Here is a 12404-nt window from a genome sequence, read left to right on the forward strand (position 1 = left end):
TCCCAATAGACGATTGGGTTGATAGGCCGGAGGTGGAAGCACAGTAATGTGTGGAGCTGACCGGTACTAATAGGCCGAGGACTTGACCACAAAGCATATTCTTGGTTTCTGCAGCGCTCTGTCCCTTCGCCGGGTCCGGAGCAGCGCGAAACCAAGGTTGTGCCCGCGTCCACTATGTAATTCTGAAACAGCAGGCACCGTGGGTGTTTGACAGTTTCATAGTGTTACGGCGGTTATGGCGAAGGGGAAACACCCGGTTACATTCCGAACCCGGAAGTTAAGCTCTTCAGCGCCGATGGTACTGCACCGGGGACGGTGTGGGAGAGTAGGTCGCCGCCGGACAATCTTTTGGGAAAGGCCACCCTTCGGGGTGGCCTTTTCTGTTTTCCGGGTTCTTTCCCTGGAAACATCTCTCCTCATCTTCCTTCGACAAGGAGAAACCCTGGCCCCGTGAAGGGGCCAGGACTCCGACTGGGAGAACGGGATCAGGGCGTGATGAACAGGCCGTCACCCACGGTACGCTCGCTGCCGTCCGAAGGATGGTTGATGACCTTGTGGCCGACGACCATCACGCTCGATCCGCCGCCGTCGAGATTAATGGCCTGAGTGGCGCCCAGCCAGCGCATCAGCTGAGCCGCCTCCACCATCGAGGCGCCCACGGTGACGCCCGGGTCGCGGCCGTCCACCGTGGCGAGGATCAGACCGCCGGACCTGGTGACGCCGGCCATCGTGCGCGGGTGGCGGCGGAGCATCATGTTGAACGAGGCCTGTCCGTCGGCCTGGGCGGTGATCCGTATCCGGCCGTTCCTGACGAGTCCGACGCCGCCGCCCATGACGTAAGTGTCTGGAGTGAGAGGGACAGCCCGCTGCGTCCTCAGGTCGATGACCTGGGTGTCCAGCTTCATGGTGGAGGTCTCCAAGGCGTGCTCCAGGAGCCAGTCGGCCATGATGCCGGTGCCATGAAGCACGTAGGTGCCGGGGGAGACGACGCCTCCGGCCGTACGGGCCTTGATGATCTTTCCTTGGGAGTCGACCACGATCTCGGCGCCGCCGTCGGCTGCCGTCTTGGTGCCGAACTCCTCGGTGTAGAGAACGAGTTCATCCGTTCCGGCGGCCCGGTTGATGCCCTTGACCTCGGTCTTCGCTCCGTCGGCCGGAGTTGCGGTGACCGCGGTCTTCAGTTCGGTGATCCGGATGTTGCGGCCGTTGATGACGATGCCGGTGCGGCCGGCCACCGCCTCGCTGAGAAGCCTGCCACCCACCACCGAGATCCCCATCGGGTCGCCCTGGAGCGCTTTGGGCGTGTGAATGTTGAAGAAACCGCCGTTGACACCGGCGATGGCCTTGGTGAGCTTGGACATCGAACTGACGGTCTCGCGCTTGGCGACACTGACTCCGACGCTCGTCCTGAATGATCCCTTGAAGACCTTGGGGTCCACCATCAGAACATTCATGTTCCAGGGGCCGGTGGTCTCCAGACCGTCATCAGCGAGATAGTCGGTTCTGGCTCTGATGCCGAACTCCTTGAGTTCCTTCACCATTTTGTCGGCCTTGGCGCGTTGCGCGAACGTCCACAGCCCAACGCGGACAAGGTACCGCTCCACGGCCGGAGCATCCGCGGCGGCAGGCTGGACGACCTTCTGCAGGCTGGGGGTGAACCCGGCGGCCTCAACCTCCTCGGCCTTGGCCTGGGCGGCGGTCAGACTGCCGTCGTCATGCCCGTTGGGCATCAGCACCGTTACAGTCCATCCCTCGGTGGATTTCCCGTGCTTCAGGCTGAAGAGGTCGACGCCCGGAACCACGCTGCGCTGGTTCTTGACCGGAGCGACAGTATCGCCAAGCGGAAACGCCGAAGTGGGAAAGGTCAGACTCGCCCCGTCGGCTTGGGCGGGAATCGGTGTGAGGCTGAGTGCCATGACCGAAAGCCCGACGACGATACGTCGTGACATATGTATCTCTCTCCCGATTGGTGACCAAGACGTTGATGCACCATCGTGCCGAGATCTCTCTGCCGAAGGGAGCGAAACACGCTAAACATCCCAAGAAAGTGCCGTCGCGCGGACAGTGTCATCTGCGGAACGACAGAGTTCCCATAGTCCGAAACTGCCTCGATCGAGCCAATCGCGCTGGTCAATAGGGGTTAGTCTCCGCCGTTTCGCTGCGAGGACGGCAATACGGCGCTACGGTTCGGTACGCCGCACTCCTCAGATCAAGCGGCACGTCCTTCGAGAGGCAGCCATCATGGGGCTGAACATTCTCATCGTGATCATCGCGAGCGTGGTCCTCGGATTCATCCTCGGCGTGATCACGGCGCGACCACGCCGCTGGGATCTCTATGTCTGCGCCGATGACACCGTCCACGCGGACATCGCGTCCGACCGGGACGGTTAACCGGGCGCGATCAGACAGGCGCAAGCCGTACGGAATCTGGGTCCAGTACGGCTTGCGCCGAAGTTCTCCTCAGCTCAGGGAGTGATACACCTTCCGGAGGGTCTCGTGGACGATCCAGGTGGTCTTGGCGCCGTCGGCGAGGAGGCAGACCGATCCTGGGACGAGTTCGATGGTGGTACCGCCCTCGACCACCACGGTGGCCCGGCCGGACACGACCACGAAGATCTCGTCACGTTCGACGTCGATCACCGTGCCCGGGGTGATCTCCCAGATGCCCCGGCTCTGGGAGCCGTCGGGTGATGACCACAGTTCGACCGAGGAGGTCTGCGGCGAGCCGGCCAGGATCTGGGCCGGGTCCAGCTCGTCGGGTGACAGCCGCACGTCGCCCGTGGGGACGGCGAAGATCCCGGCGGCGGTGACCATGCGGGCCAGGTCGGTGGTGTCGGGGACGAGGATGTCGGGCATGAGGACCTCTCAGGTGCGGGTGTTGTCTCTCCGGAAGGACTCCTGCGCCATGAGGGCGACGTGCAGGGAGAGACAGGACTCGACATCGTCCAGGTTGGTGTCGAGGATGCGCTCCAGTCTGCGGAGCCGGTCGTAGAAGGCAGGCCGGGACAGGTGGGCCTTCTGGGCGGCGAGGGCCTTGTTGCGGCCGGAGTCCAGGTAGATCCGGAGGATCCTGGTCAGGTCGCCGCCGCGCTGGGCGTCGTGGGCCAGCAGGGGGGCGAGTTCGCGTTCGGCGAAGGTCTGCAGGCGAGCGTCGTCTCTCAGCAGGTGGAGCAGGCCACGCAGGCGAAGGTCGGGAAGGCGGTAGAAAGGCCGGCCGTCGGGCTGTCTGACGGCCACGTCCGCGACCTGCTCCGCTTCCAGGAAGCTGCGCCGTACGTCACGGAGGGATTCGACCACCGAGCCGGCGGCGAGCACGAACGAGGTGGTGAAGGCCGCGCGCAGCCGGTCGGCGAGCATGGCCAGCGCGGGCTCGGCGAGCGTGCGCGGGGGCAGCGGGAGCAGGACGCCGACGCGGTTCTGGTCCAGGGCGCCGACCAGGGCGGGGAGGCGGGCATCCCGGCAGGCGGCGGCGGTGGCGTCGGCCAGCTCGCCGAGCCTGGCGAGCTGCTCCTGGCCCTCCAGCGGGTGTTCCGGTTGCTCGGCCAGCCGGAGCACCAGGCTGATCAGCTTGCGGCCGATCAGCGGCACGCCGACCGCCCGGGCGCGGGCAGCGGCCTCGTCGGGGTCGGCGTAGGAGTGAGTGAGGATGCCGGTGATGATGGTGCCGTGGGCCTGGCGCTCCAGGGACTCCTGATGGCGCTCCAGCAGGCGACCCAGGGCGAGGGTGGTCGCGGCGCGTTCGGCGAGCACGATCTCCCGCGGGCCGGGCTCGCTGCCGCAGAGCAGGATCAACCGGCCCCAGTCCTGGCCTCGCGCGCCGACCATGGTGACCAGCCAGCCGGAGGCCGAGTCGTATGCGGTGCGCTGGTCCGGAGCCACTGCCCGGGACCGGGCCTCCCAGCTCGCCAGTAGCGTTCCGGTGTCGCGCCCGGCCGTCTCGCAGGCCAGCACCTGGTGAGCGAGGTTCTCCAGGAGCACCGGTCGTCCGGAGAGCCGGGCGACCTGGCTGAGCACTTCGGCGGGGGACGCGCCCTCGACCGACAGTTCGGTGAAGACCTCGTGAAGTTGCTCGGAGGCGCGCAGCTCCTCCAGCTGGATGTCGATGATCCTGGCGTGGACCGACTCGGTGATCTGTACAAATGGGGTCTCGCGGGCCAGCGTGATCAGCGGCAGGCCGTGCTGTTCGGCGGCGTTCACCACGCACGGGGGAAGTTCCTTGATGAACTTGCGGCCCAGCTCCACGATCAGCCCGGACGCGCCGACGGCGGCGAGCTCCGCGACGTAGCCGGTCAGCATCTCGGAGTCGTCAGGAAGGGCGATGCCCGTGGTGAGCACCAACTCTCCGCCGCGCAACAGGTGGGCGATGTCAGTGACCTCTCCGACGTGCACCCAGCGCACCCGGGTGCCCAGTCGGTCGGCTCCTGCGACGACGCGGGGATTGCCTCGGCGGACGGTGTCCAGGGAGAGAACGTCGGCGATGGTAGGGAGCACTGATCGAGACTATCTGATCAGATTGTAAGTTCGGATAGCTGCTGCTTTACAGCATGTTGCACCGGTTCGATGCCAGATCACCAGGTATGCCCGTCGATGGACGGACCGGTGAGCGATGCTCACCGCGGGTGAGCGGCCGCTCCGGCTGTGTCGTCGCCGTCCGGCCGACGCGAGGATCAACGCTCCCGGCGCATAGACCACAATGACCCATTGGAGGTGGCGGTGGTGATGCGGCGCGGTGTGATGGCGACGTTGGTCTCGGCGACGGGGTTCGGGCTCATGCCCGTGTTCGCGTCCTACGCCTACGGCGCGGGCATGTCGGTGACGACGCTTCTCATGCTGCGGTTCGCGATCGCGGCGGCGGTGTTCCTGGTGTGGCTGGGGCTGCGAGGCAGGCTCGGACGGCTGACGGGGCGGCAGTGGGCGACCCTCGCACTGCTGGGCGGCGGCATGTACGCCGTCCAGTCGCTGCTGTACTTCACGGCGGTCCAGCGCATCGCGCCGGCTCTGGCCGTCCTGCTGCTGTACCTGTATCCGGGACTGGTGTCGGTCCTGTCGGCAGTCGTGGAACGCACCCGTCTGAGCTGGACCGTCGTCGGCCCGATCCTGGTGTCGCTGGCCGGGTTGACGCTGGTGGTGGGCCGACTCGACACCGGCCTCGACGTTCCCGGCATGCTCGCGGCGGTCGGGTCCGCCGTGGCCTACGCCTGCTACATCGTCCTGGGCAGCCGGGTGTCCGCCTCGCTGTCTCCCACGGTCACCACGGCCTATCTGGCCATGTTCGCCACCGGGTCGTTCGCGCTGCTGGGGTTGGCGTCCGGCGGTCTGGACATCGGCTTCGCGCCGGCGGGCTGGGGCTGGGTGGCGGCCGTGGCGATCGTGTCGACCGTGCTCGCGATCGCCCTGTTCTTCGTCGGGGCCACGACACTCGGTCCGGTCCGCGCGTCGATTCTCAGCATGCTGGAGCCCGTCGTCGCGGTGCTCGCCACGTGGCTGCTGCTGGACGGGGCCCTGTCCGGGCCGCAGCTCGCGGGCGGCGCGGTCGTCCTCGCTGGGGCGGTCTGGGGCGTCCTTGCGGCTCCCGCCCGTCGTGCGGTCCCCGTGGGGGAGAGGGTCACGGCCGGGCCCTGACCCCTTCGCCGCCGCGGCGCTCCGGCATCGGGATTGTCGCCTGCCCGCGCGCTCCGGGACGCGGTTACCGGCTCTTGGCGGGTCTGGAAGGGGAGGGAGGAGTCACCCGGCCTGTGGCAGGGGCGTGTTCTGGGTCCTGCCGCGGGGAGTCTCCCCGGTCCAGACGTGCCTGCAGGCCGTCGAGGAGGCAGGTCAGGCCGAAGTCGAAGTTGAGGGCCCTGGAGGTGTCGACGTCCATCTCGCTGAACTCGGTGTAGCGGGCGATCAGCTCGGGATAGTCGGCCGCGGCTCTGCGCACCGCCGGCTGCACGGCGGCGTTCCACTCGTCGGGGCCGAGGCCCGCCTTGGCCAGCAGAGCCTTCCAGGAGATCTCGGGTGTGGTGACCCCCATCACGTAGGACAGGAGCGCCGAGGCGGCATAGTCCTGGTCGGGCCCCCGGAATCCGGCGTGTTCGAAGGTACGGGCCAGCCTGCTCATGAGCCGCATCGCGTTGGGGCCGATGGCGGGGAGCGTTCCGACGAGAGTGATCGCCCAGGGGTGTCGGAGGAGTGCCTGGCGCATGCCGTACGCGAAGGAGGAGGCGGCGTCGTGCCAGGTGGTCTCTTCGGCGTCCAGGATGGTGAACTCGCCGTAGACCTCGTCGAGGACGAGCTCCAGTAAATCGTCCTTGGTGGCCACATGCCAGTAGATGCTGGTCGCGCCCGAACCGAGCCGGGTGGCCAGGCGGCGCATGCTCAGTGCCTCCAGTCCCTCGGCGTCGAGCAGCTGCACGGCCACGCGCACGATCTGCGCCCGGCTGAGCGTCGAGCTCTTGGCGGTCCGCGGTTCGCGGAGCCAGACGGAGCTGAAGCACTGGTTCACGGACTCAGCATAAATCCACTCGCACACCATTCGATTTTATCGTACGGTGTGCGAGTGAAATCGAACGCTGTACGAGATGAACGTGATCCCCGGCGATGGTGGGTCCTTGGGGTGCTCTGCCTGAGCCTGCTGGTCCTCGTGGTGGACAACACCGTCCTGAACCTGGCCATCCCGGCTCTGATGACCGATCTGGGTGCCAGCCCCTCGGACATCCAGTGGATCATCGACGCCTACGTCCTGGTCTTCGCCGGACTGCTGCTCACCTCGGGCAGCCTGTCCGACCGCTATGGCCGTAAGCGGTTCCTGATCATCGGTCTCGTGCTGTTCGGCGGGGCCTCGCTGATCGCCCTGCTGGTCACCGAACCCTGGCAGCTCATCGCCGCCCGCGCGCTGATGGGCGTCGGCGGCTCCATCCTGATGCCGAGCACCCTGTCGATCCTGATCACCGTCTTCGACGAGGGTGAGCGCCGCAAGGCCATCGCCGCCTGGAGCGCGGTGGCCATGGTCGGCGTGATCGCCGGTCCCACGCTGGGCGGGTTCCTGCTGGAGCACTACTGGTGGGGTTCGATCTTCCTGCTCAATGTGCCGATCACGGCCGTCGCCGTCGTCGCGGCCGTGCTGCTGATACCCGAGACACGTGGTCCGGCGCGGCGGCTCGACCCGGTTGGCGTGCTGCTGTCCATTACCGGCATGAGCGCCCTGGTCTTCGTGGTCATCTCGGCGCCAGGGGAGGGCTGGGCCTCGCCGAAGGTGCTGGTCGCCGGGGTGCTGGCCGTGTCGGCGCTGGGTGCGTTCGTGCTCTGGGAGCGGAGGGCGGAGCATCCGATGCTGCCGCTTGGACTGTTCCGCGACCGCAACTTCAGCGGTGCGTCGTTCTCGATCGTGCTGATGTCGTTCGGCACGGGCGCGCTGCTGCTGATGCTCACCCAGTACCTGCAGTTCGTGCTGGGCTACAGCCCCATGAAGGCGGGGCTGGCGCTGCTGCCGTACGCCGTGGCCGCCGCGCTGTTCAACGTGGTCGGCGCCGGCCTGGGGCAGCGGGTCAGCAACCGGACGCTGGTCGCCGCCGGTCTCGGTGTGATGGCCCTCGGCTTCGGCGTGCTCGCCTTCATGACCGCCGACACCGGGTACGGCATGCTGATCATCGGACTCATGCTGATGGGAATCGGTGGCGGACTTGCCGGGCCCGCGGCGTACGCGACCCTGATGGGGGCGGTGCCGCCCGAGCGCGCCGGTGTGGGATCGGCGCTCAACGACACCGTCCAGCAGGTGGGTATGGCACTGAGCGTGGCCGTGCTCGGCAGTGTGCTGGCCGGGGTCTACACCTCGTCGATGCCCGAGGGAGTTCCGGCCGCCGCGAGGGACTCGATCGGCGGCGCACTCCTGCTCGGTGATCCCGGACTGGCGCGGACCGCGCGGGAGGCGTTCGTCTTGGCCATGTCGTTCGGCTCCTGGGTGGGCGTCGCCTTCACTCTCGCGGCCGCCGCGCTGGCGTTCACGGTGCTGCGGCCAGCCCCCCTGGCCCCGGCCGCGGAGCCGGACCAGGGAGAGGATCTCGTTGACAGTGTGAAGGGTTCTACGTCGATGCTCTGACATGTTGACGGTATGAGTGGTGGCTCCAAGCCGGGATACTCGACGTATGTCGGACCTTCTTGCGCGCCACCGGGCGGTAATGCCCAACTGGGTGGCCCTTTACTACAACGAGCCCATTGAGATCGTCGGCGGCAAGGGCAACCGGGTCGTCGACGCGTCGGGCAAGAGCTACCTCGACTTCTTCGCGGGCATTCTGACCAACATGATCGGGTACGACGTGCCCGAGGTGCGCGAGGCTGTCGAGCGCCAGCTCGCCACGGGCGTCGTGCACACCTCCACGGTCTATCTCCTCCGGGGGCAGGTCGAGCTCGCGGAGAAGATCGCCAAGCTGTCCGGTATCAAGGACGCGAAGGTCTTCTTCACCAACTCCGGTACCGAGGCCAACGAGACCGCGCTCCTGCTGGCGACCTACGCGCGCAAGTCCGACCAGGTGCTCGCCATGCGGCAGAGCTACCACGGGCGCTCCTTCGGCACGGTCGGCGTGACCAGCAACCGCGCCTGGAAGAACAACTCGCTGTCCCCGTTGAACGTCCACTTCCTGCACGGCGCCGACCGCCACCTCGCCCAGTTCCGCGGGCTGTCGGACGCCGACTACATCGCGGCGTGCGTGGACGACCTGCGCCACGTGCTCTCCACCGCCGTCTCCAGCGACGTCGCCGCGCTGATCGCCGAGCCGATCCAGGGGGTGGGCGGGTTCACCATGGCCCCCGACGGGCTGTTCGCCGCCTACAAGGAGGTCCTCGACTCCGAGGGCATCCTGTTCATCTCCGACGAGGTGCAGACCGGCTGGGGCCGTACCGGGTCGGCCTTCTTCGGCATCCAGAACCACGGTGTCACGCCGGACATGATGACCTTCGCCAAGGGGCTGGGCAACGGTTTCGCGGTGGGCGGTGTCGTGGCGCGCGGCGACCTGATGGACAGCCTGCACGCGGTCGGTCTCGCGACCTTCGGCGGCAACCCGATCTCGATGGCCGCCGCCAACGCCACTCTCGACTACGTCCTCGACCACGACCTGCAGTCCGGTGCCGCCCGGACCGGCGCCCTGATCATCGACGGGCTCCGTGAGGCCGCGCCGCGCCTGCCGATCGTCGGTGACGTCCGCGGCAAGGGCCTGATGTTCGCCCTCGAGCTGGTCGACCCCGTGACCGGCGGACCCTCTCCGGCGCTCGCGGCCCGGTTCATGGAGGAGACCAGGAAGGCCGGCCTGCTCGCGGGCAAGGGCGGCCTGCACGGCAACGTGCTCCGCATGGCCCCGCCGCTCACCCTGACGATGGAGGAGGCCGCCGAGGGCCTCGGGATCATCGTCAACGCACTGGAAGTCATCAACGCCGAGGTCGTCTCGTGAAGAACGTCACCCACTGGATCAACGGAGCTCCCGTCGAGGGTGACGGCCGCACGTCCGAGATCTTCGATCCCGCGACCGGGGAGGTCAGCGGGAGGGTCCACCTCGCGTCGGTGGACGAGGTCGACGCCGCCGTGGCCGCGGCGTCGGCGGCCTACCCGGCCTGGCGGGACGCCTCGCTGGTCAAGCGCTCGCAGGTGCTGTTCCGCTTCCGCGAGCTGATGTACGCCAACCGTGACGAGTTCGCCCGGCTCATCTCGGCCGAACACGGCAAGGTCCACTCCGACGCGCTGGGTGAGGTGGCCCGGGGCCTGGAGGTCGTGGAGTTCGCCTGCGGCATCCCGCACCTGCTCAAGGGTGGTTTCTCCGAGGGTGTCTCCACCCGGGTCGACTCCTATTCGATCCGTCAGCCGCTGGGCGTCGTCGCCGGGATCACCCCGTTCAACTTCCCGGCCATGGTGCCGATGTGGATGTTCCCGATCGCGATCGCCTCAGGCAACGCCTTCATCCTCAAGCCCTCCGAGAAGGACCCGTCGGCGTCGCTGCTGATGGCCTCGCTCTGGAAGGAGGCCGGGCTGCCGGACGGCGTCTTCAATGTCATCCAGGGCGACAAGGTGGCGGTGGACCGGTTGCTGGAGCATCCGGACGTGCGCGCCGTCTCGTTCGTCGGCTCCACGCCCATCGCCAGGTACGTCTACGAGACAGGCACCTCCCACGGCAAGCGGGTCCAGGCGCTCGGCGGCGCCAAGAACCACATGCTCGTGCTCCCCGACGCCGACCTCGATCTCGTCGCCGACGCGGCGGTGTCCGCGGGCTTCGGCTCGGCCGGCGAGCGCTGCATGGCGATCTCGGTCGTGCTGGCGGTGGACCCGGTCGGTGACGAGCTGGTCGACAAGATCGTCTCTCGGGTCTCCGCGCTGACCGTCGGCCCCGGCGACGATCCCGCCTCCGAGATGGGTCCCCTCGTCACCGAGATCCACCGTGACAAGGTCGCCTCCTACCTCGACCTGGGCGTCTCCGAAGGGGCCAAGCTCGTCGTGGACGGCCGCCAGACTCCGATCCTCGGCGGCACGGTCGCCGCGGAGACCCCGGGCTTCTGGCTTGGCCCGACGGTCCTCGACCACGTTCCGGCCGGCTCCCGGGTCCACCGGGAGGAGATCTTCGGCCCGGTCCTGGCGATCGTGCGCGTGTCCTCCTACGAGGAGGGGCTGGAGCTGATCAACGGTGGTGAGTTCGGCAACGGCACCGCGGTCTTCACCAACGACGGGGGCGCCGCCCGGCGGTTCCAGAACGAGGTGGAGGTCGGCATGATCGGCATCAACGTGCCGATCCCGGTGCCGATGGCCTTCTACAGCTTCGGCGGCTGGAAGGCCTCGCTGTTCGGCGACACCCACGTCCACGGGACCGAGGGTGTGCACTTCTACACCCGTGGCAAGGTCGTCACGTCCCGCTGGCTCGACCCGAGCCACGGCGGTGTCAACCTGGGGTTCCCGACCAACGGGTAGGTCCCTACGGCCAGGAGTGTCACGACCAGGCGACGGCCCCCGGCGGGGCCGCGAGCCGTCTGCCGGACCAGGTGAAGGACAGATAGGCTCCGGGCAGGTCGGCAGTGGCATCGTGGGGGGACTTGGTGAACAGGGGCGGGCTCCGCCGTACACGTCTCGGAGCGCTGGCGGGCGGCCTGGTGCTCGCCGCGTCCGCCTCGGTGGGGGCCGCGAACGCCGCCCAGCCGGCGACGGGCCCGTCGGTGTCGAGCACGCCCTCGGCGTCGCCCAGCCGGGGCCCCGGCTCAGACCCGAGCCGGGGCCCCGGCCCGGCGCCCTCGGCGTCCATCGGCAAGAGTGAGGGCACGCTTCAGGTGCTCACGTTCCAGGACCATGTCGAGTACGGCGGGACCAGCTCCAGGTTCAACTGGGTGACCCCGTTCGAGCAGAAGACCGGATGCCGGATCGTGAAGCTCGACCGGGTCGGCACGGAAGAGGAGATGGCCGCCAAGCTCGACGGCAACTCCTACGATGTCATCTCGCCCCCGCCGGACCTGGCCGGGCGGTTGATGGCGGAGGGCCGGGTCGCGCCGGTCGACACCTCCCTGGTCGAGGCCTACGCGGACATCCCCAAGCGGCTGCGCGAGCTGCCCGCCATGCGCCGGGAGGGCAGGGTCTACGGCATCCCGTATCTCTGGGGGGTCAACCAGGTCGTCTACGAGGGGCGCAGGCCACAGGGGCCCGAGGCCCTCTACACGACCGCCCCAGTGGCGATCAAGGACAGCCCGCTGAGCATCGCCGACGCCGCGCTCGCGCTCAGGCGGACCAGTCCCGAGCTCGGGGTCAAGAACCCGTTCCAGCTCACTCCCGTCCAGCTCGACGCCGCCGTGAAGCTGCTCGCCGAGCGGAACGGCCCCGACCGGGTCTACTGGAAGGACTCCCTCGATGTGATCCGGGCACTCTCGACGGGGTCGGTGCGGCTCGCCCAGGCGCTGCCGTACCACCGGGACCTCTTCCAGCGTGCGGGCCGGCCGATGAAGGCGCTGGACGGGTCACCGATGACCGGGTGGGTCGACTCGTGGATGCTCACCGCCAAGCCCGCCAGCCCGAACTGCGCCTACAAGTGGCTCAACTGGACCGCCTCGGCGAACGTACAGCGCTCGGCCGCCGCCTGGACGGGCCTGGCCCCGGCCAACCCCAAGGCGTGCGGCGGGCGTGCCCAGCACATGTGTGAGGTTTACCACGTCCGCGACGCCGACTGGATCCGGCGCGTCTTCTTCGCCGTCCGCCCGGTAAGGGACTGCGGCGGCCGGAGCGAGGAATGCACCGACTACACCGACTGGGTGCAGAGGTGGAAGGACCTGAGGAGCTGAGCGGGGACCCCGTGGCCCGGGCCTGACGGGGCCGCGTGGCTACTACCTCCCCGCTGGGCGTGGCCGGCCCGCCAGGGGCCGTCAGGGGCGCTCCGGGAGCTTCCCCTCTCCACAGTCATGTCTGCTTA

11 protein-coding genes and 2 rRNA genes are annotated in these 12404 nt (G+C 68.2%); 8 read left to right on the forward strand and 5 right to left on the reverse strand.

Features of this window, described 5'->3' with window-relative positions:
* Nucleotides 1-90 (forward strand): 23S ribosomal RNA (locus tag ACIN94_RS14755); the annotation flags it as partial.
* A 135-nt stretch (nucleotides 91-225) separates the two neighbouring features.
* A 5S ribosomal RNA gene (gene rrf, locus ACIN94_RS14760) occupies nucleotides 226-342 on the forward strand.
* A gap of 143 nt (nucleotides 343-485) precedes the next feature.
* Here the strand turns inward: rrf and ACIN94_RS14765 are convergent.
* Nucleotides 486-1730, reverse strand: coding sequence for a phosphodiester glycosidase family protein (locus ACIN94_RS14765; protein ID WP_400705846.1), 1245 nt, complete (start codon nucleotides 1728-1730; stop codon nucleotides 486-488).
* Nucleotides 1731-2241: 511 nt separating this feature from the next.
* Between ACIN94_RS14765 and ACIN94_RS14770 the strand changes: the two genes are divergently transcribed.
* Nucleotides 2242-2391, forward strand: a complete 150-nt coding sequence (locus tag ACIN94_RS14770) for a hypothetical protein (RefSeq protein ID WP_400705104.1) — start codon at nucleotides 2242-2244, stop codon at nucleotides 2389-2391.
* 69 nt (nucleotides 2392-2460) lie between these two features.
* Here ACIN94_RS14770 and ACIN94_RS14775 read toward each other — a convergent pair whose 3' ends face one another.
* Nucleotides 2461-2856 carry a cupin domain-containing protein gene (locus tag ACIN94_RS14775; protein ID WP_400705107.1) on the reverse strand — a complete coding sequence of 132 codons (396 nt, stop codon included), beginning with the start codon at nucleotides 2854-2856 and terminating at the stop codon, nucleotides 2461-2463.
* A gap of 9 nt (nucleotides 2857-2865) precedes the next feature.
* The gene (locus ACIN94_RS14780) at nucleotides 2866-4491 is read right to left on the reverse strand and encodes a PucR family transcriptional regulator (protein ID WP_400705110.1); all 1626 of its coding nucleotides are present in this window, start codon (nucleotides 4489-4491) and stop codon (nucleotides 2866-2868) included.
* 216 nt (nucleotides 4492-4707) lie between these two features.
* Between ACIN94_RS14780 and ACIN94_RS14785 the strand changes: the two genes are divergently transcribed.
* Nucleotides 4708-5622: a DMT family transporter gene (locus ACIN94_RS14785; protein WP_400705848.1), complete on the forward strand. Its 915-nt coding sequence runs from the start codon at nucleotides 4708-4710 to the stop codon at nucleotides 5620-5622.
* 64 nt (nucleotides 5623-5686) lie between these two features.
* On the opposite strand, the gene ACIN94_RS14790 is transcribed toward ACIN94_RS14785, so the two are convergent.
* Nucleotides 5687-6484 (reverse strand): TetR/AcrR family transcriptional regulator, encoded by a 798-nt coding sequence (locus tag ACIN94_RS14790; protein ID WP_400705113.1) that lies wholly within the window; start codon nucleotides 6482-6484, stop codon nucleotides 5687-5689.
* Between the two features lie 54 nt (nucleotides 6485-6538).
* On the opposite strand from ACIN94_RS14790, the gene ACIN94_RS14795 reads away from it, so the two are divergent.
* Genes ACIN94_RS14795 through ACIN94_RS14805 form a run of 3 tightly spaced genes read left to right on the forward strand, consistent with a single transcriptional unit; the run spans nucleotide 6539 to nucleotide 10924 of the window.
* A complete protein-coding gene (locus ACIN94_RS14795) occupies nucleotides 6539-8077 on the forward strand; it encodes an MFS transporter (protein WP_400705116.1) in 1539 nt (512 codons plus the stop codon).
* Between the two features lie 46 nt (nucleotides 8078-8123).
* On the forward strand, nucleotides 8124-9422 hold the full coding sequence (locus ACIN94_RS14800; RefSeq protein ID WP_400705119.1) for an aspartate aminotransferase family protein: 1299 nt from the start codon (nucleotides 8124-8126) through the stop codon (nucleotides 9420-9422).
* Nucleotides 9419-10924 (forward strand): CoA-acylating methylmalonate-semialdehyde dehydrogenase, encoded by a 1506-nt coding sequence (locus tag ACIN94_RS14805; protein WP_400705122.1) that lies wholly within the window; start codon nucleotides 9419-9421, stop codon nucleotides 10922-10924. Before ACIN94_RS14800 ends, ACIN94_RS14805 begins: the two co-directional genes overlap by 4 nt.
* 19 nt (nucleotides 10925-10943) lie before the next feature.
* Here ACIN94_RS14805 and ACIN94_RS14810 read toward each other — a convergent pair whose 3' ends face one another.
* On the reverse strand, nucleotides 10944-11270 hold the full coding sequence (locus ACIN94_RS14810; protein WP_400705125.1) for a hypothetical protein: 327 nt from the start codon (nucleotides 11268-11270) through the stop codon (nucleotides 10944-10946).
* 7 nt (nucleotides 11271-11277) lie between these two features.
* Here ACIN94_RS14810 and ACIN94_RS14815 point away from each other — a divergent pair, with 7 nt between their 5' ends.
* On the forward strand, nucleotides 11278-12276 hold the full coding sequence (locus ACIN94_RS14815) for an extracellular solute-binding protein (RefSeq protein ID WP_400705128.1): 999 nt from the start codon (nucleotides 11278-11280) through the stop codon (nucleotides 12274-12276).
* The last annotated feature ends 128 nt before the right edge of the window (nucleotides 12277-12404 follow it).

It is taken from the genome of Streptosporangium sp. NPDC087985 (genome assembly GCF_044741965.1).
Lineage (GTDB): Bacteria > Actinomycetota > Actinomycetes > Streptosporangiales > Streptosporangiaceae > Streptosporangium.

What these genes read in the sequence shown, in the direction of transcription:
- ACIN94_RS14800 (WP_400705119.1), top strand. Translation starts at nt 8,124, where the DNA reads ATGTCGGACCTTCTTGCGCGCCACCGGGCGGTAATGCCCAACTGGGTG.
- ACIN94_RS14770 (WP_400705104.1), top strand. Translation starts at nt 2,242, where the DNA reads ATGGGGCTGAACATTCTCATCGTGATCATCGCGAGCGTGGTCCTCGGA.
- ACIN94_RS14765 (WP_400705846.1), bottom strand. Translation starts at nt 1,730, where the DNA reads ATGCCCAACGGGCATGACGACGGCAGTCTGACCGCCGCCCAGGCCAAG.
- ACIN94_RS14775 (WP_400705107.1), bottom strand. Translation starts at nt 2,856, where the DNA reads ATGCCCGACATCCTCGTCCCCGACACCACCGACCTGGCCCGCATGGTC.